Origin of the sequence: Actinoplanes sp. NPDC051851, from assembly GCF_040681165.1 — a bacterium.
In the GTDB taxonomy this organism is placed as follows: Bacteria; Actinomycetota; Actinomycetes; order Mycobacteriales; family Micromonosporaceae; genus Actinoplanes.
On record NZ_JBFAYF010000011.1, the window covers coordinates 24,179 to 47,565 of the forward strand.

20 protein-coding genes and 1 tRNA gene are annotated in these 23,387 nt (G+C 71.1%); 10 read left to right on the forward strand and 11 right to left on the reverse strand.

The annotated features are described in order from the left end of the window. Positions 1–58 precede the first annotated feature (58 nt). The 3 genes from AB0M08_RS13680 to AB0M08_RS13690 all read right to left on the reverse strand — a co-directional run bounded on the left by AB0M08_RS13680 (position 59) and on the right by AB0M08_RS13690 (position 1,954). Positions 59–132, reverse strand: a tRNA-Thr gene (locus AB0M08_RS13680). A 59-nt stretch (positions 133–191) separates the two neighbouring features. Beyond that, a complete protein-coding gene (locus AB0M08_RS13685) occupies positions 192–860 on the reverse strand; it encodes a hypothetical protein (RefSeq protein ID WP_364492425.1) in 669 nt (222 codons plus the stop codon). Positions 861–901: 41 nt separating this feature from the next. Further along, positions 902–1,954: a DUF3500 domain-containing protein gene (locus tag AB0M08_RS13690; protein WP_364492426.1), complete on the reverse strand. Its 1,053-nt coding sequence runs from the start codon at positions 1,952–1,954 to the stop codon at positions 902–904. 455 nt (positions 1,955–2,409) lie between these two features. Between AB0M08_RS13690 and ugpC the strand changes: the two genes are divergently transcribed. After that, positions 2,410–3,495: a sn-glycerol-3-phosphate ABC transporter ATP-binding protein UgpC gene (gene ugpC, locus AB0M08_RS13695; RefSeq protein WP_364492427.1), complete on the forward strand. Its 1,086-nt coding sequence runs from the start codon at positions 2,410–2,412 to the stop codon at positions 3,493–3,495. Between the two features lie 25 nt (positions 3,496–3,520). Here the strand turns inward: ugpC and AB0M08_RS13700 are convergent, their stop codons facing one another. Beyond that, positions 3,521–4,798, reverse strand: coding sequence for a hypothetical protein (locus tag AB0M08_RS13700; RefSeq protein ID WP_364492428.1), 1,278 nt, complete (start codon positions 4,796–4,798; stop codon positions 3,521–3,523). A gap of 288 nt (positions 4,799–5,086) precedes the next feature. Here AB0M08_RS13700 and AB0M08_RS13705 point away from each other — a divergent pair, with 288 nt between their 5' ends. Further along, positions 5,087–5,536 (forward strand): GNAT family N-acetyltransferase, encoded by a 450-nt coding sequence (locus AB0M08_RS13705; protein ID WP_364492429.1) that lies wholly within the window; start codon positions 5,087–5,089, stop codon positions 5,534–5,536. Between the two features lie 110 nt (positions 5,537–5,646). Here the strand turns inward: AB0M08_RS13705 and AB0M08_RS13710 are convergent, their stop codons facing one another. Then, positions 5,647–7,008 carry a hypothetical protein gene (locus AB0M08_RS13710; RefSeq protein WP_364492430.1) on the reverse strand — a complete coding sequence of 454 codons (1,362 nt, stop codon included), beginning with the start codon at positions 7,006–7,008 and terminating at the stop codon, positions 5,647–5,649. A 123-nt stretch (positions 7,009–7,131) separates the two neighbouring features. Here AB0M08_RS13710 and AB0M08_RS13715 point away from each other — a divergent pair, with 123 nt between their 5' ends. After that, the gene (locus tag AB0M08_RS13715) at positions 7,132–8,832 is read left to right on the forward strand and encodes an NAD-binding protein (RefSeq protein ID WP_364492431.1); all 1,701 of its coding nucleotides are present in this window, start codon (positions 7,132–7,134) and stop codon (positions 8,830–8,832) included. A gap of 39 nt (positions 8,833–8,871) precedes the next feature. On the opposite strand, the gene AB0M08_RS13720 is transcribed toward AB0M08_RS13715, so the two are convergent. Continuing rightward, on the reverse strand, positions 8,872–10,092 hold the full coding sequence (locus AB0M08_RS13720; RefSeq protein ID WP_364492432.1) for a DUF4032 domain-containing protein: 1,221 nt from the start codon (positions 10,090–10,092) through the stop codon (positions 8,872–8,874). A gap of 366 nt (positions 10,093–10,458) precedes the next feature. On the opposite strand from AB0M08_RS13720, the gene AB0M08_RS13725 reads away from it, so the two are divergent. Both AB0M08_RS13725 and AB0M08_RS13730 read left to right on the forward strand, forming a co-directional pair. After that, complete coding sequence (locus tag AB0M08_RS13725) at positions 10,459–11,631, forward strand: serine protease (RefSeq protein WP_364492433.1); 1,173 nt, start codon at positions 10,459–10,461, stop codon at positions 11,629–11,631. 274 nt (positions 11,632–11,905) lie between these two features. After that, positions 11,906–12,607 (forward strand): phosphatase PAP2 family protein, encoded by a 702-nt coding sequence (locus AB0M08_RS13730; protein WP_364492434.1) that lies wholly within the window; start codon positions 11,906–11,908, stop codon positions 12,605–12,607. A gap of 153 nt (positions 12,608–12,760) precedes the next feature. Here the strand turns inward: AB0M08_RS13730 and AB0M08_RS13735 are convergent, their stop codons facing one another. After that, positions 12,761–13,327, reverse strand: a complete 567-nt coding sequence (locus tag AB0M08_RS13735) for a MarR family transcriptional regulator (protein WP_364492435.1) — start codon at positions 13,325–13,327, stop codon at positions 12,761–12,763. A gap of 70 nt (positions 13,328–13,397) precedes the next feature. Between AB0M08_RS13735 and AB0M08_RS13740 the strand changes: the two genes are divergently transcribed. After that, positions 13,398–14,042, forward strand: a complete 645-nt coding sequence (locus AB0M08_RS13740) for an MBL fold metallo-hydrolase (protein ID WP_364492436.1) — start codon at positions 13,398–13,400, stop codon at positions 14,040–14,042. 76 nt (positions 14,043–14,118) lie between these two features. Here the strand turns inward: AB0M08_RS13740 and nagA are convergent, their stop codons facing one another. The 3 genes from nagA to AB0M08_RS13755 form a co-directional block, all read right to left on the reverse strand. Further along, a complete protein-coding gene (gene nagA / locus AB0M08_RS13745) occupies positions 14,119–15,162 on the reverse strand; it encodes an N-acetylglucosamine-6-phosphate deacetylase (protein WP_364492437.1) in 1,044 nt (347 codons plus the stop codon). A 164-nt stretch (positions 15,163–15,326) separates the two neighbouring features. Then, positions 15,327–16,385, reverse strand: coding sequence for an ROK family protein (locus AB0M08_RS13750; protein ID WP_364492438.1), 1,059 nt, complete (start codon positions 16,383–16,385; stop codon positions 15,327–15,329). A gap of 5 nt (positions 16,386–16,390) precedes the next feature. Continuing rightward, a complete protein-coding gene (locus AB0M08_RS13755; protein ID WP_364492439.1) occupies positions 16,391–17,323 on the reverse strand; it encodes a sugar isomerase in 933 nt (310 codons plus the stop codon). 223 nt (positions 17,324–17,546) lie between these two features. Here AB0M08_RS13755 and AB0M08_RS13760 point away from each other — a divergent pair, with 223 nt between their 5' ends. The 4 genes from AB0M08_RS13760 (at position 17,547) to AB0M08_RS13775 (ending at position 20,994) form a co-directional block, all read left to right on the forward strand. Continuing rightward, on the forward strand, positions 17,547–18,332 hold the full coding sequence (locus AB0M08_RS13760) for a DeoR/GlpR family DNA-binding transcription regulator (protein ID WP_364492440.1): 786 nt from the start codon (positions 17,547–17,549) through the stop codon (positions 18,330–18,332). Between the two features lie 211 nt (positions 18,333–18,543). After that, complete coding sequence (locus AB0M08_RS13765) at positions 18,544–19,503, forward strand: ATP-binding cassette domain-containing protein (protein ID WP_364492441.1); 960 nt, start codon at positions 18,544–18,546, stop codon at positions 19,501–19,503. Continuing rightward, positions 19,500–20,483 carry an ABC transporter permease gene (locus AB0M08_RS13770; RefSeq protein ID WP_364492442.1) on the forward strand — a complete coding sequence of 328 codons (984 nt, stop codon included), beginning with the start codon at positions 19,500–19,502 and terminating at the stop codon, positions 20,481–20,483. The genes AB0M08_RS13765 and AB0M08_RS13770 overlap by 4 nt, the downstream gene beginning before the upstream one ends. A gap of 106 nt (positions 20,484–20,589) precedes the next feature. Beyond that, positions 20,590–20,994 (forward strand): DUF3263 domain-containing protein, encoded by a 405-nt coding sequence (locus AB0M08_RS13775; protein ID WP_364492443.1) that lies wholly within the window; start codon positions 20,590–20,592, stop codon positions 20,992–20,994. A gap of 99 nt (positions 20,995–21,093) precedes the next feature. Here the strand turns inward: AB0M08_RS13775 and AB0M08_RS13780 are convergent, their stop codons facing one another. Continuing rightward, positions 21,094–23,331, reverse strand: a complete 2,238-nt coding sequence (locus AB0M08_RS13780; RefSeq protein ID WP_364492444.1) for an AAA family ATPase — start codon at positions 23,329–23,331, stop codon at positions 21,094–21,096. Positions 23,332–23,387: the final 56 nt, after the last annotated feature.

Here is a 23,387-nt window from a genome sequence, read left to right on the forward strand (position 1 = left end):
CGGTCGGCATAGCGAGGGCGCAGGCCCGCGCTTTCCGCGGGCACAGTGCCCCCAACCGAGCCCCCGGTCGGGATCGAACCGACGACCTCCCGTTTACAAGACGGGTGCTCTGGCCAGCTGAGCTACAGGGGCGTGGCGCTCAGCATATCGTCCGATGGCCACATCGCCATCGGAGGCGCAGCCTCTGGCGGTCACGTCTTTCGGGCGAGGGTTCGGATGAGTAATCCGGTGGCCAGTAGGACTATGACGGCGGTGGCGGAGACCGGCAGGAGGCGGGTCGTCGAGTGTTCCTCGGACGTCGTCGGCGGGGAGCTCGCGGCGGCTGAGGACCGTACGGAGAAAAAGGTTTGGACCTGCTGTTGATCCTCGTCGTGGGTCTGCCGGCCGACCGAGACGGGGGCGTTCTTCGCGGTGAAGACCGTCGCCTGGTAGCGAGGCTTCGCCGGGGTGAAGTCGTTGCGGTAGAGCAGCGTGTGATCGCCGGTCGCCGATGGGAGGACGCCGGTCGCGGTGATCCGGAGCGTGCCGTAACCCGCCGCGGCCTCGGCGTAGGTGGGCAGCGTGACGCCGGCCGGGGAGAGCTCGACGGCCGCGTCGTCCACCAGGAGGGTCAACTTCGCCATCACGGTACGGGCGTACGCGCTGCCCTCCGCCGCGCTGAAGACCCGATCGCCGTCGCGGTCCAGAGCGGCGATCAGGGCAGGGGCGACCAGTACACCCGCCGAGAGTTTCACCTCTACGGTGACCCGGCCCGTGTCCACCGTCACGTAGGACGTCTGCCAGGAGATGTCGAGCGGGTGGGCCCAGGCCGCGCCCGCCGGGAAGAGCATGAAGATCACCGCCACGAAGGGCGCCAGCATCCACGCCGGCACCCTCCGCGCGCGGCCCGAGGCCGTCGATGTCATCCGGTGATCGCTGCCCCGTAGTCGTTCGCCGGGTCGCGGTAGATGCCGTGGATGTGGTTCGCCGCGTCGCCACCCATGGCCTGCGGCGAGTACTCGATGATCACGCGCGGGCCGGTGACCCGGAAGTACGAGTCACCGGTGTCGGTGGTCGGGCCGGACCAGGCGAAGTAGGTCTCGTCGAGGGTGTCCTCGATCTCGGCGGTCCGGGTCGCGGCGTCCTCGTCGTTGGCGAGCCCGCTGTACTCGCTGATCAGCGCGAGTAGCAGATCCTTCTGCGCGTCGGTGAGCTCGGAGGCGGGCACGCCCTCGTAGACCGGCTCCTTGTCGTCCTCGCCGGGGCCGTACAGCAGGTCGATGTACTCGTCGCCGATGACGGCCTCGGACTTCTGCGCGTCGTCCAGCGAGTCGACCACCGCGAAGGCGGCGTCCCACACGTCGCCGAGCGGTTCGACCGTGGTGCCGTCGTCGTCGTAGCTGGTCGGCTGGGCGCCGATGAAGCTCGGGTAGAGCGCCAGCTCGGATCCTGCGACGGTGGCGTTGACCGTCACGTGGTGACCGCCCCACTGCCACTGCCACGGGTCGGTCTCGGACGGGGTGCCGATCAGTGCGACCCAGTAGTACTCCTGGCCGTAGCAGCACGGGCCGCTGTCGCCGAGTTCGTCGTCCGCGCGCCACTCCTCGCGGACCTGCTCGTAGCCCTCGTCGCTGAGGGTGGCCTGCATCAGCGCGAGCCAGGCGTCCTGCGCCTCGGTGCTCATGTCGCCCCACATCAGGCCGTCCCGGGTGTACAGGCCCTGCGGGAGGTTGGACCACTTGGTCTTCTGGTCGGTGTTCGACCAGTCGAAGAGGACCGCGGCCTCCTCGTCGTCGGTGAGGGTGGCGAGGAACGCGTCGGCCGCCTCGACGATGGCCGGGGTGGTGTCGGTCGCCGCCTCCGTGGTGGTGGTGCCGGTGTCGTCGGCGTACGCATTGATGGTCGCGGTCGCCCCGATCATGGAGAGCACCGCGGCGGTGCTGATCAGGATGGACCTTGCTCGGGTGCCTTTCACGGCTACCTTCCTTGGCGTAGGGAAACGAATGGTTCGGGAGCGTATTCGCGATCGGGTATTCGTTTCCGCGCCAAGAATTTGGCACACTGCCGGACTTATCACCATAAAAAGACCGACAAAAGGGACTTATTTCCCCGGCCCACGGAGAGGTGGGTGACTCTATGAATTGACCGTGGGTTATATGAGTGGGCTGTGTGCGGCGCGAATCCGCAGCTCACGGCGGTTGTCGGTGTTCGGCGTCTTATGGCGATTGTTGACAATCTTGTTGATCTGTCCGTCCGTGCTGATGGCGTACGTCAAGATTCATAGCCGTAACTTGTTGACGATCCTGTCAACAACTGGCATGTGAGCGATGTCTTGGCAGGTCAGGCAAAACCGCATACGGTTGCGACCGCAGTTCCTTCTACTCGGATCGTCCGGCACGTTCCTGCCGGTGGAAAGGAAGTCGGTTCACCATGGCTACCGTCACGTACGAGAAGGCCTCCCGGATCTACCCGGGTACCGAGCGCCCCGCGGTCAACGAGCTCGAGCTCGAGATCGGCGACGGCGAGTTCCTCGTCCTGGTCGGCCCCTCCGGTTGTGGCAAGTCCACCAGCCTGCGCATGCTCGCCGGCCTGGAGGACGTCGACCGCGGGCGCATCCTGATCAACGACAAGGACGTCACGCACCTGCCGCCGAAGTCCCGGGACATCGCGATGGTGTTCCAGAACTACGCGCTCTACCCGCACATGACGGTGTACGAGAACATGGCGTTCGCCCTGAAGCTGCGCAAGACCCCGAAGGCGGAGATCGACAAGGCCGTCAAGGAAGCGGCGGCGCTGCTCCAGCTGGAGGAGTACCTCTCCCGCAAGCCGAAGGCGCTCTCCGGCGGTCAGCGCCAGCGTGTCGCCATGGGCCGCGCGATCGTCCGCCAGCCGCAGGTCTTCCTCATGGACGAGCCGCTGTCGAACCTCGACGCGAAGCTGCGTGTGCAGACCCGTTCGCAGATCGCCACCCTGCAGGCGAAGCTCGGCGTCACCACCGTGTACGTCACCCACGACCAGGTCGAGGCCATGACCATGGGTCACCGGGTCGCCGTCATGCTCGACGGTGAGCTGCAGCAGTGCGACACCCCGCGGGCGCTCTACGACACCCCCGGCAACGTCTTCGTCGCCGGCTTCATGGGCTCCCCGGCCATGAACATCAAGACCGTGCCGCTGAGCGAGGCGGGCGCCACCTTCGGCTCGCTGACCATCCCGCTCACCCGTGAGCAGGTCGAGGCGGCCAAGGGCGGCGACGGCAAGGTCACCGTCGGCTTCCGGCCGGAGGCCGCGGAGGTCGTCTCCGAGTCGGCCGGCGCGCTGCCGATCAAGGTCGACCTGGTCGAGGACCTGGGCTCGGACGCGAACGTCTACGGCCACGCCGACCTGGCGACCGGCTCGGAGCGCTTCGTGGTCCGGACCGAGCGCCGCAGCATGCCGCACATGGGCGAGACGGTCTACATCAAGCCGAACACCGGTGCGCTGCACGTCTTCCACGCCGGCACCGGCGTCCGGATCTGACGCCTGACGTTCCCCGAAGGCCTGGTCACCCGGCGAACTGCTGGATGACCAGGCCTTTCTCGGTTACGCAGGCCAGCACCGAGGTGTTCCACGCGCACGTTCCGCTGCGGACGTCGCGGAGCAGCCCGATCTGCACCGGCTCGTCGCCGACGTGCGCGCCGACCAGCGTGCGGTCGCCGACCGAGGTCGACAGCGTGTCCGAGAAGCGCAGCACGTTCCCGGCGTCCAGCCGGACCGCGACGCCCCGCTCCGCGTCCCAGGCCGGCGCGCCGTCGGCGCCGAGCAGCGTGGTCGACTCCGCGCCGATCGCCAGCACCGCGCCCCCGACCGGCACCAGCGCCTCCGCCCCGGGCACCGCCCGCCGCCACACCTCGGTCCGTTCGACCGCGTCGATCGCCACCACCTCGGCCTTGTCGCGGTCGTACCCCGCGGTCTCGACGAAGCAGATCCGGTCGTCGCCGCAGGGCGTCAGCTGATCGGCCTGGCTCCCCGACGGCACCGTGTGCAGCACATCCGGCTCGCCCATGGCGTCCAGGTCGTAGGCGAGCAGCCGCTCCGAACTGGACTCCTGCACGAACAGACGGCCATCGTGCGCGATCATCTCGTCCGTGGTGTAGCCGACCTCGGGCCTGCCCGCGGTGACCTCGCCGGTGACCATGTCGACCACCCGGGCCGAGCGGTCGGCGGCGATCTGCACGATCCGGCGGTCGTCGTCGAGGGCCGGGGCGAAGGCGCGCCCGGAGACCCGGGCCGGCCCGTTCAGGTCCGCCGGGGTGGTCACCGGGACGATCGTGCTGCCGGTCGCCCCGTCGGTGTTGCGCTGTTCCCAGGCCTGGCCACCATCCGTGAGCCGCAGCCCGAGCAGCCGTCCGCCGACCCGGTCGACCACCACGGCCACCCCGTCGCCGAAGCGGACGTCGTCGGTGCCGCCCAACTGCCGGTCCCAGCGCTTGGTGCCGGTCGCACCATCCAGGACGACCAGGCGCCACGTGCTCGTTGTGTAATCGGTTTCGGTCAGAAGGGCGACGGCTCCGGGCAGAGCGACCATCTCGGACCAGCGATCGGCCACGCCGGCGGCGGTGCTCTGCCAGAGCTGCTTCCGGCTCTCGGTGTCGACCGCGACCACGCCGACCGCGCCGTCGTCGCTGGTCGCGAAGTAGGCCCGGTCGCCGATCACCTCGGCGTCCGACCAGTCGCTACCGACCGGGACCGCGGGCTGGTAGGTGGAGGGGTCGTCGAGGGCGTGGAAGTCGAGGGCCCGGTCGCCGGGCCAGAGCAGCACCGTCGCGGCCACGCCGGTCACGACGGCGAGCGTGACTCCACTCAGGACCCTTTTCCGGTACGAGCCGGCGTGAGACTGCGCGTGATCGTTTCCAGCCACTGGCATGGCGGGGTCGCTCAGGGGCGGCGCCGGGGTCGTCCACGCCTGACGCCACGGCTCGTTCCCGGCGGCCTCGGCCTCGGCCCACGGGTCGACCGGCTCGGAGTACTGGTTCCCTGGTATGCCGTCGTCCCCCACCGCTCGCCCCCATCGACGCTGCTGACCGGCCGCAATGCTACCGATGGGGAGCACTGGCGCTATCGTGTCGGCATGCGGATCGAACGCATAACCGACCCGGACGAGGTGCATCGGGGGGCCGATCTCTTCGACGCGCCGCCGATCGCCGAGGCCACCCACCGCTTCCTCACGGACCCGACACACCACCTGCTGTTCGCGTACGACGAGGCGGACCGGCCGGTCGGGATGATCTCCGGAGTCGAGACCACCCACCCCGACAAGGGGACTGAGATGCTGGTCTACGAGCTCGGGGTGACGCCGACGGCCCGGTTGCAGGGGATCGGGACGGCGCTGGTCACCGCGTTGGCCGCACTGGCCCGCCGCAACGGCTGCTACGGCATGTGGGTGGCGACCGAGGTCGACAACGCCGCGGCGCTCGCCACCTACCGGTCGGCCGGAGCGCTGGAGGAGACGACGTTCACCCTGCTCAGCTGGGACCTGCTGGACGACTGGGCGGTTCAGGGCGACCGCAGCCAGGCATAACCGCGGTCGAACACGGCGGAAGGGCCGGGACGCAGTGCGCCCCGGCCCTTTCCGTCTTGCCGGCTACCCGCGTCTCACCTTGTTCGCGGGCTTGCCTGTCGCGGTTTCGGCTACTTGCCGGCGACGAGGCCCTCGGTCGGCTCCTCGAGCAGGCGCGGGTCGTCGATCTTCGCGGCCGGGACCGGAAGAGCCGAGGTGCTCGGCGCCACCGCGTCGGCCGACGGCGCGGCCGAGGCGGAAGCGGACGGACCGGCCGGGCGCGGGGCGGTGTGCTGGTACGCCGAGGCCTGCGGCGCGACCGGCGCGGCCGACGCGGACGCCGTCGGCTCGACGGTGGCCGGAGTCGCGGCCGGAGTCGAGGCCGAGGTGGCCGGCTGCGGCGTGGTCGCGGTCAGGTCGGCGAGGTCGACCGGGCTGCCGCCGATCGGCATGCCGGTGAGGTCGGACTCGTCGCTGAGGAGGTCCTCCGGAAGGCCGGTGAGGGCCAGGGTGTTGGCGTCGTCACCGACACTGGTGCTCTCCAGGCGGGCGCTCTCCTCGCTGAAGCCCGCGTTGGCCGCGCGGCCGTTCGGCAGCATGCCGCTGACCAGCGGGAGACCGCAGTTGAGCACGCCGAGCCCGTGTCGCCCCTGGCTGAGCCGGACCGAGTGCGACGCCGTGATCCGCGTCGAGCCGCAGTGGCCGCAGGACGACGAGCCGTGCCGGGGGAGGCCGTAGGACGGCAGGCCGTGGCCGGGGAGGCCGTATGACGGGACGCCGTGGCCGTAGGACGGGGTGCGGTGGCCGTACGACGAACCGCAGTGGCCGCAGGAGGACGCACCGTGCCCCGCGAGCCCGTTCAGCGGGAGCGCGCCGAACGGCACGGTGTGCCCGAGCCCGCCGGCCTGCCCGAGGCCACCGGCCTGTCCGAGCCCACCGGCCTGGCCGAGGCCACCGCCGTGCCCGAGGCCGCCGAGGCTGCCGAGACCGCCGCCGTGCCCGAGGGCGGCGAGGCTCCCGAGGCTGCCGAGACCACCGGCGAGGCCGCCGGCCTGTCCGAGGCCGCCGGTCAGGCCACCCGCGCCCGGCCGGCCGGACCCGCTTCCGGACCCGCTGCCGGGCACGCTTCCGAGCACGTCGGCGCCCGGCAGATGACCGCCCTTCTGGCCGTGGTTCTTGGTTCCGTTGCCCCGGCCGCCGTGGAAGTCATCGTCGTCCAGATCGATGTCGTCCAGGTCGATGTCGTGCGGTTCGAGGTCACTGTCGTTGTTGCCGCCCCCGTACCCGTCACCGGTACCCGGACGGGGGTTCTGGGCCGCGCCGCCGCGGAAGGACTCCGGAACGGCGTTGCCGTAGAGAGCCTCCCCCAGCAGGTGACCGGACTCCGCGGAAAGGTTCGGGGTAGGCAGAGCGTCGGCCTGAGCGGGCACCGCCCCGAAGACGAGAAGCCCACCCGCGACCACGCCGGCTCCGGCATACCACAACTTACGCACTGAATTCTCCAGACCACTTCGGACGATTGGTTCGCCCGAATCCCACCAACTCGGACGAATCGTGTCGGATGGGGCAACGAGCGGCCCCGTACGACGGTTCCGGGCTGACTACGATCTGCGAACGTGAGCGCGCCACCGTCAGACAATGTCGATCACGATGCCGACACCCGTCCCCACCTGGTCCTTTGTGGCTCGGACGCCCTGGTCTGGACCCTCGCCGAAGAACTGGCGAATTCCCGCCACCGGATCCGGCTGACCGTGATCACCCCGCACCACATGCGGCCCGACGTGCCGGACATGGGCGTACTGCTGGAGAGCGGGGTCGAGTGGCGCAGGGCGGACCGTCTCGACGAGAAGGCGTTCCGGGAGGCCGGTCTGGACGGCGCCGCCGCACTCGCCCTGGTCATGCCGGACGACATGGTCAACCTGCACGCCGCTCTCCGCGCCCGGGAGGTCGAGCAGGACCTGCGGGTCGTGGTGCGGATGTTCAACACCGGACTGGGCGGCAGCGTGGCCCAGCTCTTCCCGGACTGCGCGGTGCTCTCCGACGCCCAGATGGCGGCGCCGGCCTTCGTGGCGGCGGCGCTGGGTGAGGTCGCCCCGACGCATTTCCGGAGCGGTGGCCGTACGTTATATGTCGCGGAACGTGGCGATGTGCTGGACCGGCACGTGGTCTTGACCCTGACCTCCGGCAAGGAGGTCCTGCCGGCCGACTCCGGTATGCGCGAGAGCGGCGACCTGGTGCTCGCCGAGGCGGTCGGCCGCCCGGCGAGCGAGGACGTGACCCGCCGCCTGCTGGCCCGCACCGGACGCCGCCGCCGGCCGCTGCTCGCCGCGGGCCGGGCGTTGCGGGCCGCGCTCAACCGCAAGCTCGGCCTGGCGGTGCTGATCACCCTGATCACCACGGTTCTGGCCGGAGCGGTCCTGACCACCTACGACGGTACGGACCACTCGCTCTGGGAGTCGATCTACATCACCCTGCTGACCGCCGTCGGATCGTCCGATGTGGAGGTCGGCCGGAACCCGATCGCGCAGGCCGCCCAGCTGCTGCTCACCATGGCGGGTCTCGCGTTGCTGCCGCTGATCACCGCGGCCGTGGTGGACGGCATGGTCAACGCCCGGCTGGCGCTGAGCCGGGGCCGGATCGCCGGTGCGCTGCGCGACCATGTCGTGCTGGTCGGCCTCGGCAACGTCGGCACCCAGGTTCTCCGCCAACTTCACGACCTCGGGGTACGGGTGGTCGCGATCGACCGGCACGCGGACGCCCGGGGGGTGGAATCGGCGCGGCGCCGGGGCATCCCGGTGATCGTCGGCGACGCCGCGCTGGAGGAGACCCTGCAGGGCGCCTCGATCGCCACCTGCCAGGCGCTGGTCGTGCTCTCCACCGACGACTCGGTCAACCTGCAGGCCGCGCTGCACGCCCGCGCCGCCCGGCAGGACCTGCGGGTGGTGCTGCGGCTCTTCGACGACGACTTCGCCCAGCGGGTGGAGACCGCGTTCCGGATCAACACGTCGCGCAGCGTCTCCCGGCTCTGCGCCCCGGTCTTCGCCGCGGCGCTGATGGAGCGCGACGTGCACGCGACGCTCCCGGTCGACCGGCGTGCCCTGCTGGTCGCCACCGTCACCGTCGAACCCGGGTCCGGTTTGGACGGTGCCGTGCTGGAGGAGGCCGATCAGCCGGGACGGGTCCGGGTGATCGGCCTGACCGCGCGCGGGCAGTCGTGGATCGACTGGCGCCCGGACCCGCGCCGGGTGCTGAGCCGGGGCGACCAACTGCTGGTCGTGGCCCGGCGCAGCGGCCTGCGCGCCCTCGTCGAGCTCTAGATCATCCTTTCTGGATCATCCCTTCCCGATCATCTTTCTCTAGATCAGCGCGCTGTCCAGGTCCTCCGGGTCGACGCCGAGCACGGCCTGCTCGTCGGGCTTGTTGACCAGCACGTCCGTCAGGTAGGACTGCACGGCCGGGGCCATCCCGACGTCCTTGCCGGCCCGCTCGGAGAGCAGCCACTTGTGCTGGATGATCTGCGAGAAGATCTCCTGCGGCTCCAGCTTCCGGCGCAGGTTCGCGGGTACGGCCCGGACCACCGGCTCGAACACCTCGGTCAGCCACCGGTGCGCGGCCTGCTGCTCGTCGGTGAGCGCGCTCTCCGCCCGGTACGTGTCGAGGTCGTTGAGGAGCTGCCGGGCCTGGTTCTCCTCGGCGTCCAGCCCGGTCAGCCGCATCAGCCGGCGGGTGTGGTACCCGGCGTCGACGACCTTCGGGCGTACCCGATAACCGCCGTCCATGGTGGACATGGAGACCTCGGCGACGTCGAAGCCCATCTCGTTGAGCCGCCGGATCCGCCGCTCGATGTGGTGCCGGGCGTCCTTCGCCACCTCCTGCTCGTACGTGACCTCGTGCCACAGCCGCTCGTAGCGGGCCACGATGTCGTCGACCACCTTCTCCGGGTCGATCGACTCGTGCAGCAGCTCGGCGGCCTGCAGGTCGAGGCACTCGCCGAAGATGTTCAGCCGGAGGATCTCGATGTCCTCGCTGCGCTGGCCCTCGGAGAGCTTCGGATAGAGGTTCCCGGTCTCGGCGTCCACCAGGTAGGCCGCGAAGGCGCCCGCGTCCCGGCGGAAGAGCGTGTTGGAGAGCGAGCAGTCGCCCCAGGAGAACCCGGTCAGGTGCATCCGCACGATCAGCGCGGCGAGCGCGTCGAGCAGCCGGTTCATGGTCTCCGGGCGCAGCACCCGGGAGAAGATCGCACGATACGGGAGCGAGAACTGCAGATGCCGGGTGACCAGGACGGTCTCCAGCGGCTCGCCCTCGGGGGTCTGCCGGTCGGTGGCTATCGCGATCGCCTGGACGGCCGGGAAATCGATCCGTTCCAGGGCGCGGAGCAGGTCGTACTCCTTCTCCGCGATGCGCTCGCGGGTCTCCTTCATCGCGTAGACGACGTCGTTGAGTTTGACGAACCGGACGATGTGCCGCGAGATGCCCTGCGGGAGCGCGACCAGGTGGTCGGCCGGCCACTCCTCGAGCGGCACGTGCCACGGCAGGTCCAGGAGCGCGGGGTCGATGAGAGCGGACGTGATGCGCACGGCCCCAGTGTGCCCGGTCCGGCTCCCGCGTCGCGTCCGTACGTGGCTCGTTACACACGTGCGTAACCGCCAACGACGTACGGGAGTGGCATGCGACGTAGGACAGGCATCGTCGTCGGAGCGTGCGTCGCCCTGGCTCTGGCCGGGGTGGCCGGGGCGGTGGCGGTTCGGGGTGACTCGGGTACGCCGCAGAGATTCGGCACGTGGCACGAGCCGCCGGCCGCGGTGTCCCGTACGCCTGTCGCCGCGCTCTCCTCCGCCGGGCCGTCCGCTTCCGTGCCGTCCGTTCCCGGCGCTGTCTCTCCCGGTGCTGTCTCTCCCGGTGTTGTTGCTCCCAGTGTTGGCTCTGGGGATGATATTTCGGATATGTCGGGTGATTACCGGCCGGGGCCTACGATTCTCGCGCCGGATGATCCGACGGTTCGGGAGCTCGAGTCCGCCGCGGCGCCGTCCAGCCGGCAGCAGGTCGGGGAGGTGCGCAACGTCGGCAAGCTGCTCGGGTACCTCGCCGGGCCGCGGCGCGAGAGGCTCGTCTATCCCGGGGCCTCGTACGTCAAGGTGCACTTCGCCCGGTTCGCCATGCTGCCCGGCGACTACGTGACCGTTTCGAACCCGGCCGGGACCGAGTCCTACCGGTACAACGCCCCGAAGGCCACCGAGACCGGAAACGCCGACAAATGGGCGATGTCGATCACCGGGGACACCGCGGTCGTCGAGGTGCACCGGGCCGTGAACCCGCTCGGCGTCGCGAACCTGCTGGGCGGCCTCGGCGTGAAGGTGGACCGGGTGGCCCGCGGGTACAGCCGGACCGAGCAGGCCGACGTGCCCGAGTCACAGCCGCTACCGCCCGGGCGTAACGGCCGCGAGGAGTCGGTCTGCGGCGCGGACACCTCCACCGACGCGGTCTGCTACAAGTCGGCGGACCCGGTCGCGTACACCAAGTCCAAGGCGATCGCCCGGCTCCTGATCAACGGCACCGAGCTCTGCACCGGCTGGCGGGTCGGCCCGAAGAACCGGCTGCTCACCAACAACCACTGCCTGACCACCTCGGAGGAGGCGTACGACACCGAGGTCTGGTTCAACTACCAGTGCGCCCAGTGCGGCGGTTACGACGTCTTCAAGCCGACGAAGGTCTGGGGCGAACAGGTGCTCTCCACCGACCACGTGCTCGACTACACCCTGTTCACCGTCGACGGCTTCGACTCGATCGAGCAGTTCGGCTACCTCACCCTGGACACCGCCCGCCCGCGCAAGGGCCAGGAGCTGTACGTGCCGCAGCACCCGGCCGGCGAGCCCACCCGGATCGCGGGCGCCAAGGGCGAGAAGGCCGCCAACTGTGCCGTCGACAACCCCGACTACACGGGGTACGCGGCCCGCTCCGACGTCTCGTACTACTGCGACACGGCGGGCGGTTCATCCGGTTCCCCGGTCCTGTCTCGCGCCACGAACAAGGTGGTCGCCCTGCACCACTTCGGCGGCTGCCCCAACTCGGGTGTCCGCGGCGACCTCCTCGCCACCAAGCTGTCCGCCTACCTCTAACCGCGCCTGTCCGCCGTGCCCGCCTGTCCGCCGTGCCCGCCTGTTGGCCACGTCCACCCGTCTGCCGCGCCGCCTGTCCGCCGCGTGTACCCGTCCGTGCCGCCAGCCGCCAGCCGCCAGCCGCCAGCCGCCAGCCGCCCGCCGTTCGTCCGTCTGCGCGCCGTGTCCCCGCCGCTGTTCGTCCGCACGTGGGGGGTGCCCGGCAGTCGGGTGGTCATCGCGGCTGGCCGCTGACCTCCAGTTTTGAGGGCGTGTCTAGGTTTGGGGTGTGCCAGTGACGATCACGCCCCGCCGCACCCTCTCGTGGTGGCCCGACGCCCTCCTGCTCGCGGCCTTCGCGGCGCTCACCGCGGCGCTCGTCAACGGCCACCTGCTGACGCTCGACCAGCGGGTGGCCGATTGGGCATTCGCGCACCAGCCCGCCGTCCCGTACTGGACCGCCCGCGTCTTCAACTACCTCGGTCAGGGCGGCCAGGTCCTCACCCCGGTCGCCGTGATCCTGACGGCGCTCCTGGCCTACCGCACCCGCTCAGCGCGTGCCCTCCTCCCTTTCATCGCCGCCTACGTCGTGACGTACCTGACCATCGGCCCGATGAAGCTCTACTTCGATCGAGCCGCCCCCCGCTATCAGGGCCCCTTCAAGACCGAGATGTTCAACCCGGTCGCCTCCGGTGTCGAAAGCCGCAGCTACCCCTCCGGCCACATGGGCAACTCCCTGGTCTGGTACGCCGTCTTCGCGATCCTGGCCGCAGCCCTCCTCCGCCGAACCCTGACCCGGTGGGAGTTCTTCGCCATCCGCGTCCTCCCTGTCGCCGTCGTCTTCGTGACCACGGTCTACACCGGCTTCCACTGGCTCACCGACTCGGTCGCGGGCCTGCTGCTCGGCGCCTTCCTGGCCCGTCTGCTCCAGCGCATCCCCTGGGACCGCATCCCCTTGCCGCCCCTCGCCGGTTGGTCCCGCCCCGCGGGACTCTGACGCCGCCGCCCCGCGGGCTCTCTTAACGCCCGTGCGCGCCCCTGCCCCTGCCCCTGCCCGCCCTGCCCCTGCCCCTGCCCCTGCCCGGAGCTTGCCTCCGCGGCTCTTGGTGCTGGAACTCTCTCCCCCGGCCTGCTCTGGTGCCGGACACGGTCAGGGGTGGGATTCCGCCGGTGCGGACAGGCGGTTGAGCAGGTCCGGGACTGCGGTCAGGAGACGCTGCTCGTCGGGGGTGAGCCGGGTAGCGATGGCGTCGGCCACCCAGTCGCGACGGGAAGCCCGGTCGGTTGCCAAGGCCTCCGCCCCGCCATCCGTGAGGGTGATGACGAATCCGCGCCCGTCGGCGGGATTCGGTGCACGGCTGACGAAGGCGAGAGCCTCGAGTTCGCCGACGGTCCGGCTCATGCTCTGGTGCTTCACCCCCCTCCTGTTGGCCAGCTCGGCGATGGTCTGTGCCCCGTCCCGGTCGAGATGTCCGAGTGTCTCGGCCTGGGCCGCCGGCAGGGTGTCGGCGTGGGCACGCGTGGTGCGGACGAACCGGCCGATCGCCTGCCGTAACTCCTCGGCGAGGTCGGCTCCGGCCTGACCCGAGTGCCCGGTCAGCCGGATGTCGATCTCACCGAAGGCCCGGCGCGGCCGACCGGCTAGGTCGACGTCGGCTGTTCTGGCTGCCGCTTCTCGTTCTCCTGCTTCCCTCGCGGGATCTGTCCTCGGCCTCACATGGCGAACTGTACAGCACTGTTGTACAGTTCGCCATGTACAGCTTCGTTGTATATCTGGAGGGGCCGTCATGGATCTGATCAAGTTCGGGCACGCCTGCGTGGTGCTGGAGAAGGATGGTCGGCGCCTGGTCGTCGACCCGGGCGGGCTGACGCCCGAGGACGCCTTCGCCGGGGCTGACGCGGTGCTGATCACCCACGAGCACTTCGACCACTTCAGCGGAGCGAAGCTCGTGGCCGCCCTCGCCGCGAATCCCGCTCTGGAGGTGTGGACGAACGCCGCGGTCGCGGAGGTCTTCGACGGCGACAGCGCTCGTGTGCACGTGGTCGGCGAGGGCGACTCCTTCACCGCCAACGGCTTCGACGTCAGCGTCCACGGGCAGTGGCACGCCACCCTGCACGCCGACATCCCCCGCATGCGGAACATCGGCTTCTCCATCGACGACGAGGTCTTCCACCCCGGCGACGCCCTGACCGTGCCGGGCACTCCGGTCCAGGTGCTGCTGCTCCCGGTCCACGCGCCGTGGTCCCGGATCAGTGACCTGATCGATTGGGTGCGCGAGGTCAAACCCGCCCGCACGATCGCCATCCACGACGGCGCCCTCAACGCCACCGGCCGCGCCATGGTCACCGGGTTCCTCGGCGACACCGGCCCTGCCCCGACAGGAGTTCCGTACCTTCATCCGGCCGCGGGCCAGCACCTCCAGGTGGCCTGACTCACGACAGCCGCCTGAGCCGGTCGAGAGGGACTGTCTTCTTGCAACCTCGGTCGAGAGGAGCCACCGGGTGTGATCAGCGGGAGTGGAGGATCCGTTTGAGCCGCAGGTTCTCGGTGAGGACGAGGACGTCGGCGCGTAGGCCGAGCGTCAGCGCTCCCCGGTCGGCCAGCCCGAGCAGGCGGGCCGGGGTCGTCGATGACATGACTACCGCGTCGGGGAGGGAGATGCCGGCGGCGATCGCGTTGCGGAGGGCCGCGTCCATGGTGAGGGTGCTGCCGGCGATGGAGCCGTCCCGGGTGAGGCGGGCTACCCGGTCGGCGACGAGGACCTCCTGGCCGCCGAGGTCGTAGATACCGTCGGGCATTCCGGTGGCGTCCATGGCGTCGGTGACGAGGACGGCGCGGGACGGGCTGGCGGTTCCGGCGGCGAAGGCGAGCATGCCGGGGTGGAGGTGGATGTTGTCGGCGATCAGCTCGACCGTGGCGGTGGAGGAGAGGAGACCGATGACCGGGCCGGGTTCGCGGTGGTGGGGAGGGCGCATGCCGTTGAAGAGGTGAGTGGCGACGCTCGCGCCGGCCGCCACACCGGCGTGGGTCTGGTCGTAGGAGGCGTCGGTGTGACCTACGGCGGCGAGGACGCCGGCGTCGTGGAGGTAGGTGATGGCCTCCAGCGCGCCGGGGAGCTCGGGGGCGATCGTCACCATGCGGACGCTGCCCTCGCCGGTCTTGACCAACTCGGTCAGTTCGGTCATCGACGGGGGACGGAGGAAGGCCGGGTTCTGGGCACCGCAGCGGATCTCGGAGAGGTACGGGCCCTCGAAGTGGATGCCGGCCAGGACGCCCTCGGTGACCAGCGGTCTGTAGGCCTCGGTGGCGGAGCGCATCAGATCGAAAGGGGAGCTGACGAGACTGGCCAGGAGGGTGGTGGTGCCGTGGGACAGGTGGAAGGCGGCGGCGTCACGGGCGGCCGACGGGTCACCCGTGGTGAAGGTGTGGCCGCCACCGCCGTGGCAGTGCAGGTCGACGAAGCCGGGGATGATCACGTCGGTGCCGGCGGCGTCGTCGGGGACGATCGCGGTGATCAGGGCGCCGTCGGAGTCGAGGTGTCCAGTGATCACTCCGTCGGGGGTGACGATGCGCCCGGATACGCGGGTCGCGACGCCACGGCTCACTGCGGCGGGGGCCACCGCGGTGGGGGGCACGGCGGCGGGGGGCACGGCGGTGGGGGACACGGCGGCGGGGGACACGGCGGCTACGGCGCTGCGGGGAACAGAGCTGCCGGTCACAGCATCGTGCCGGGAGAGCCGCCGGGGCTGGGAACGCCAGCGGTGCCGGGAGAGCCGGGGCTGCTGGGAGAGCCGGGGCTGCTGGGAGAGCCGGGGCTGCTGGGAGAGCTGGGAGAGCTGGCGGCGATGGGAGAGGCGGCGGCTTTCAGGGTGTCCAGGGCGAGCAGGGCGGCGCCGCGGCATCCTGCGGTGTCTCCCAGTTCGGCGCGGATGATCTCGGGGGTGCGGTGGAACGTGACGCGGCGTTCGAGGGCGCGGCGGACGGGGCCGATCAAGTGTTCGCCGGCCTCGGCCAGGCCGCCGCCGAGGACGATCGCGTGGACGTCGTAGAGGGCCTGAGCCGCGAGCAGGCCGTCGGCGAGGGCCTCGACGGCCTCCTGCCAGACCTGGCCGGCCAGTTCCTCGCCGGCGGCGGCGCGGGTGGCCACGTCGAACGCGGTCGCGCCGGGCTCGCCGGACAGGTTCGCGTAGCGGCGGCCGACCGCCTTCGCCGACGCCTCGGCCTCCAGGCAGCCGCGCAGGCCGCAGCCGCACTCCGTGCCGCCGGGGCGGACCACCAGGTGGCCCAGCTCGCCGGCCGCGCCGTGGGCGCCCGCGTACCCGGTGCCGTCCACGATCAGGCCGCCCGCGATGCCGGTGCCGATGCCCACGAAGAGCACGTGGCTGCGGCTGCGGCCGGCGCCGAGGCGGGCTTCGGCGAGCGCGGCGGCCCGCATGTCGTGGCCGAGCGCGACGGGCAGGCCCAGACGCTGGGTGGCCAACTCGCGCAGGGGTACGTCACGGAAGCCGATGTTCGCGGACCAGACCGCGACCCCGGCGGCCTCGTCGACCAGGCCGGGGACGCCGATGCCGACGGCGATCGGGGTGAGCCCCTCGGTGCGGGCCTTCTCGGTCAGGCCCTCGGCGACGGCGAGGATGTTCTCGGTGACCGCCCCGGGACCGCGGTCGGCCCGGGTCGGGTGGCGCTCCTCGTGCCGGACGGTGCCGTCCGGGTGGACCAGGGCGCACTTCATGCCGGTGCCGCCCACGTCCAGGGCCACGACGACGTGCTCCACGGCCGTTACGGCGTCTCGGGCAGTACGACCGAGCGGGTCAGGCCGCGCGGATTGTCCGGGTCCATGCCTTGCGTGGTGGCGAGCAGGACGGCCACGCGCTGCGCCAGCACCAGGTCGGCGAGCGGGTCGAGCGGCGCCCGGCCACCGACCCAGCGGCCGAGGCTCGCGTACCCGCCGTGGTGGCGGCTGTGCACGAACGCGGCGCCGCGGGCCTCCACCTCGTCGGCGAGACCGGCCGGCACGTCGCCGAAGGCCCAGACCACCCGGCGCGGGCCGGCGATCGAGATCGGTCCGTGCCGGTAGTCCATCGCGGGGTACGCCTCGGTCCAGAACCCGGCGGTCTCCCGGCACTTCAGAGCGGCCTCCTCGGCCAGGCCGACGGTCCAGCCGCGGCCCAGGAAGGTGATCTGCTCGACCAGCGCCGGGTGCACCGGCAGCGGCAGCCGGACCGCGACCTCGGCGTCCATCGCGGCGGTGTCGATGTCGGCGCCCAGGTGTGCCCGGAGCAGCGCGAGCGTGCTGGTGGCGAAGCGGGTCTGCACCACCGACCTCTCGTCGGCGAAGTCCAGCACGATGGCGTGCCGGGCCAGGTCGACGGCGGGCTGGGCGGGGTCGGCGGTCACCACGGTCACCGGGGTGTGCTCGCCGGCCTCGCGCATCACGTCGAGGACCTCGGTGGTGGTGCCGGAACGGGTGATCGCGACCAGCCGGTCGTAGCGCCGCCCGTACGGGAAGTCCGAGGCCTGGAAGGCGTCCGTCTCGCCGTGACCGGCCTGTTCGCGCAGCACCGCGTACGACTTGGCCATGAACCAGGAGGTGCCGCAGCCGACCACGGCGACGCGCTCACCCCGGACCGGGAGCCCCGGCGAGTCGGCGAGTTTGGCGGCCAGGCGCCAGCATTCCGGCTGACTGGCGATCTCCGCTTTGACGTGCGTCATGGCTCATCCTCACCGGTTGTTGCTGCGCATTCAAGCTCGGTTCCCGGGTCTTTCGCGCGTCATTGTGCTTGGAACCTCGGGGTGGCGGCAAGTTTCCGAGCCGCGTCGTGGCACGTAGTGCTGCCTATCGGGGGGCCTTTGCGCATCGGGTTGCTTTGCTTTCTGGCGTTTCGAGCACTAATGTGCACACACTTGTCATAGATCGTGCATCGGAGAGTGTCGGGTGGACCGGTACGCGCGCTGGAATGCCCTGCTCGAGCTGCTCACGGAGAGTGGCCGGGTGTCGGTCGAGGAGGCAGCCGAACGGCTGGACGTCTCCCAGGCCACCATCCGCCGTGACTTCGACCAGCTCGCCCAGCAGCAGATGATCACCCGTACCCGGGGTGGTGCGGTCGCCAACGGAGTCTCCTACGACCTCCCGCTCCGGTACAAGAGCGCCAAGCACTCGGCGGAGAAGCAGCGGATCGGCGAGGCGGCGGCACGTCTGGTCACCCCCGGTACGGTCGTCGGCCTCAATGGCGGCACCACGGTCACCGAGGTGGCCCGGGCTCTCGCCGTACGCCCGGATCTGAATGTCAGTGGCGACGGCGCTCAGCTCACCGTGGTCACGAACGCGCTCAACATCGCGAACGAGTTGCTGGTCCGCTCCCGGATGAAGATCGTGGTCGCCGGTGGCGTGGTGCGCCCGCAGTCCTTCGAGGTGGTCGGCCCGCTCGGCGGCGCCCTGCTGAAGGAGGTGACGCTCGACATCGTCCTGCTCGGCGTCGACGCGCTCGACGTGGAGCTGGGCGCGGCCTCCCACCACGAGGGCGAGGCCGCGATGAACAGCCTGATGGTGGCCCGCGCCAAGCGTGTCGTGGTGATCGCCGACTCGTCGAAGCTGGGCGGCCACGCGTTCGCCCGGATCTGCCCGATCAGCCAGATCGAGACCCTGGTGACCGACTCCGGCGCCCCGGCCCCGGTGGTCAGCGCGTTCCGCGAAGCCGGCGTGGACGTCATCTGCGCCTGAACGGAGCGGGCCGGTCAAGCAAGGGCGGGCCGGTCAAGCAGAGCGGCCGGTCAAGCAAGGGCGGGTCGGTCAAGCAGAGCGGTCGGTCAAGCAAGGGCGGGTCGGTCAAGCAGAGCGGGCCGGTCGGGTAAGAGCGGGCCGGCCTGCGGTGTTCCTTAAGACTGCATGATCAAGGGCTGCCATATCGGTGTTGATCACTTAGGGTGCGGCGATGACCGCCGTACTCGAGATATCAGGGCTGCGGAAGACCTATCGCGGCCGCAAAGGTGTCCGAAACGCGCTGGACGGCTTCGACATGGAGGTCACGTCCGGCCAGGTGCACGGGTTCCTGGGGCCGAACGGCTCGGGGAAGACCACCACGCTGCGCACCCTGCTCGGGCTGATCCGCCCGAACGCGGGACGCATGATGATTCTCGGTCGTGAGGTGCCGCGTCATCTTCCCGCCGTGGCCCGCGAGGTGGGCGCCATCGTGGAGAGTCCGCAGTTCTTCGGCAACTTCACCGCGCGGGACACGCTCTCCCTGCTGGCCGATGCCGGTGGGGTGAAACGGGTCCGGGTGCCGGCCGTCCTCGAGCTGGTCGGCCTGCGGGACCGGAGCAGGGAGCGGGTGAAGACGTACTCGCTCGGCATGAAGCAGCGTCTCGCGGTCGCCTCGGCGCTGCTCAAGGAGCCGAAGCTGCTGATACTGGACGAGCCGGCGAACGGCCTCGACCCGGGTGGCATCCGGGAGATGCGGACGTTGATGCGCGATCTCTCCGCGTCCGGGATGACCGTGCTGCTCTCCAGCCACATCCTCGGCGAGATCCAGCTGATCTGCGACTCGGTGACGATCATCGCGGCCGGTCGGCGGGTGGCCGCCGGGTCGGTCACCGAGGTGCTCTCGCAGCATTCGTCGACGGCGGTCAAGGTGCGTCTCGAGCCCGGCGTCGACATGCTCGGCGCCGCGGAGATCCTGCGGAACGCCGGCGCCCAGGTGACGCTCGAGGCCGACCATTTCGTGGTCGGCAACGCCGGCAACCCGGCCCAGGTCACCAAGCTGCTGGCCGAGAAGCAGATCTACGTGAGCGAGCTGACCCCGGTCGCCGCGGATCTGGAGGACGTCTTCCTGACGCTGACCGGGAGCGCCCCGGTGGATGGCCGGAGCCGGCCGGTGGACGGGTGGGGCAAATGAGCCTGGTACGCGCGGAGTCCCGTCGCCTCGTCAAGCGGCGCTTCACCAAGCTGCTGGTCGCCGGCGCGCTGGCGCTGCTGGCGGTGGTGGCGGTCTCGATCTTCCTGAGCAACGAGAAGGTCACCCCGGCCCAGGTCACCGCGGCCAGAGCACAGGCCGGGCGGGACTATCAGGAATCGGTCGCGTCGGTCACCGCGGAGAAGCAGAAGTGCGTCACCGAGGGCGGCACCGACTGTGACACCTACTACATCCCGCAGCCCGAGGACTTCGACTACACCTGGTACATGCCGCCGACCTTCGACCTGCGGTCCCAGTTCGGCAACATGATCACCACGTTCGCGGCGATCCTGGCGGCGGTGGCGTTCCTGATCGGAGCGTCGTTCGCCGGGGCCGAGTGGAGCAGCGGCGCGATGATGAACCTGCTGCTCTGGCGCCCGCAGCGGATCCGGGTGCTCGGCTCCAAGCTGGTCGTCTTCCTGTTCTGGCTGACCGGGCTGACCCTGCTGCTCGCGGCGCTCTGGACCGGGGCGTTCCGGTTGATCGCCGAGACGCACGGCTCGACCGACGGGATGACGCCCGGCGTGTGGCGGTCGTTCGGGCTGACCGGGCTGCGCGGGCTGGCGGTGGTGCTGGTCTCCGGGCTGCTCGGGTTCACGCTGGCCTCGATCGGCCGGCACACCGCGATGGCGCTGGGCGCGCTGATCGGCCTCGGCGCGCTGCAGGTGGGCGCGTTCGTGGTGGCCACCGTCGCCGAGCTGCAGTTCCCCGGTGTGTACATGGCCCCCTACTGGCTGTGGGCGTGGATGTACCAGGACTTCACGCTGAAGGACTACGCGAGCTGCGACTATTCGGCCAGTTCGGGGTGCGAGCCGGCCCAGTTCGTGATGACCTGGCAGACCTCCGGCCTGATGCTCGCCGGCGTCGCGGTCGTCGCCACGGGTGTTGCTATGTGGACGATGCGTAGACGAGACATCACGTGAGGTAGCGTTCGGCGGGGATCGCGAGCGGCGTCTATGCTGGTGATCCCCTCGTACACCTGTGCGGATCCATCCCTCCGCCGATCCCTCTCGCCCGCAGGGAGCGCCCATGCAGCCCGCCGAAGACCAGCCGGTCGAGGAGTTGCAGCACATCCCCACGCAGCGCCCGCCCGGAGAGACCGACCTCGCGGAGCCCACGCCGGCGTTCGACGGCGAGACGGAGCCCACGCCGGCGTTCGACGGCGAGACGGAGCCCGTGCTCGACGGCGAGCCGGAGCCGGTGGCCGGGCTGAGCGAGCGGGAGGAGCAGATCCTCACGTTCGAGGCCAAGTGGTGGAGGCACGCCGGCGCCAAGGAGCAGGCCATCCGGGACTCCTTCGGCCTCTCCTCGACCCGCTACTACCAGCTGCTCAACACGCTGCTCGACAATCCGGCCGCCCTCGAGCGCGACCCGGTCCTGGTCGGCCGCCTGCGCCGCCTCCGTTCGGCCCGGGCCCGCACCCGGCGCCGATAGCTCCGGCCCGGTTCCGCACCCGCCGCCGACGGCTTCGGCCCGGTTCCGCACCCGTCGCCGACGGCTTCGGACCCGTCTCGGTTCCGCTCGCCGCTCCCCTCAGGCTTCGCGATTCTTCGCGTACGCCGCGAGCCAGGCGACCTGCTCGGGGTCGAGCGAGGCCCGTACGCGGGACCGGGCGGTGGCCACGTTCTCGGCGGTGACCTTCGACGCCTCCAGTGAGTCACGCATGGCGGCCAGGGCGGACTCCCGGATCAGGGCCGCGCAGTCCGCCGCGGAGAACCCGTCCAGCGCCGCACCGAGCGCGTCCAGGTCGACCGACTCGTCCAGCGGCACCGATTTCGACGCGGCGCGCAGGATCGCGGTCCGCGCCTCGGCGTCCGGCGGCGGCACGTAGACCAGCCGTTCCAACCGGCCGGGCCGCAGCAGCGCCGGGTCGATCAGGTCCGGCCGGTTGGTCGCGCCGATCACCACCACGTTGCGCAGGTCCTCCACCCCGTCAAGCTCGGTGAGCAGGGCGGCCACCACCCGGTCGGTCGTACCGCCGTCGGTGGCCTGACCCCGGGTCGGCGCCAGCGCGTCCACCTCGTCCAGGAAGACCAGGGTCGGCGCGGCCTCCCGGGCCCGGCGGAACAGCTCGCGGACCGCCCGTTCGCTGTCACCCACCCACTTGCTGAGCAGCTCGGCGCCCTTCACCGAGAGCACGTTCGCCTTACCCGTACCGGCGATGGCCTTGACCAGGTAGGTCTTTCCGCAGCCGGGAGGGCCGTACAGCAGAACGCCGCGCGGGGGTGAGACGCCGAGCCGGGCGAAGGTGTCCGGATAGGTCAGCGGCCAGAGGACGGACTCGGTGAGCGTCTCCTTGACCTCGGCCAGGTCGCCGACGTCGTCCAGGGTCACCGTGGCGACCTCCAGGGTGGACTCGGCCATCGAGGTGGGGCGGACCACGTCCAGTGCCGCCTCGAAGTCCGCCATGGTCACCACCGGCCCGGCGCCGTCCTCCCGGTCCGTGTCGCGGGTGGTGGTGCCGACGTGGCGCAGGGCGGCCCGGACACCCGCCTCTCGGGCGAGCGCGCCCAGGTCGGCGGCGACGAAGCCCGGGGTACGCGCGGCCACGTCGTCCAGGCGGACGTCGTCGGCGAGCGGCATACCCCGGGTGAGCACGGTGAGCTGCTCGCGGCGCATCGCGGTGTCCGGCAGCGGCACGGTGAGCTGCACCGCGAGCAGGTCCGGCGCCCGCAGTGCCGGGTCCACCGACTCCGGCCTGCTGGTCGTGCAGATCACCGCGGCGCCGGCGGCCACCGTCTCGGCGAGCAGCTGCCGGAACACCGTGGAGATCGGGCCGGGCTCCTCCCGCGGGGCGAGCGCCTCGACGTCGGAGATCAGCAGGACGGCCGGCCCGCCGGTGCGTACCCCGGCGGTCAGCTCGCGCAGCCGGGCGGCGGCCGCGCTGTTCGTGAGCGCCGCCAGCTCCGGGCCCCAGACCGGGCGTACGGTCGCACCCACCGCCGCGGCGACCGCCCGGACCAGCGCGGACTTCCCGGAACCGGCGGGCCCCGCGATCAGCACCCCGAGGGTGACCCTGGTGCCCAGCCGGGTCAGCACCTCGCGGTGGTGGAAGCCGAGGTCGAGCAACTCCTCCAGCTCCTTGGCCTGGGCGCGGAGCCCGGGCAGGTCGTCCAGGCTGGACGGCGGCACCTCCGGATCGGTGGAGGCGGGCGCCTCGGGCCGGGCGGGCGCCGCCGGGGCGCCACCGGGCGCGGCCGACGGGCCGTCCTGCCAGCCGACCACCGTGTCCATCGTCACCAGCACGGCGGGGCCACCCTCCACCTCGCCGGCGGTCAGCAGGGTGCTGGTCCAGGCGTACCCCACCCGGTTGGCCAGGCTCCGGCGGGCGGCCTCGACCAGCGACCGGCTGGCGGCCTGCGGGAGCACGTCCTGGGGGAGCAGCGACACGTCGTCGCCGGGGCTGATCACCTTGCCGAGCAGGGCCAGCCGCAGCATCTCCGGGGAGACCACCGCGACGATCTCGGGCGGCCCGGTCAGCGTCACCCGGCGCGCCTCGACCACCGGGATCGGGGTGACCGTGACCTGCCCGCCGTCCCGCATCCCCAGGTTGCCGAGGGTCAGGTCGTCGGCGTAGAGCAGCGCGCGGCTCGCCGTGGCCTCGGCCCTGGCCACCAGGCCCGCCGTGGTCCGGTTGCCGGACAACCGGACCGGATCACCGGGGTTCAATGCCAGTGCGGCCATCACCTCGGGGTGCAGGCGTACGATGCCGCGCCGGGCATCGAGGGCAGCGGGCCGCAAGGTCACGGTCAGCGTGAGATCATCAGCCACCGCGGATGCCTCCGATTGATCGTCTGGGGCTCTTCTAGGTTGTCCACGCTAGCCGC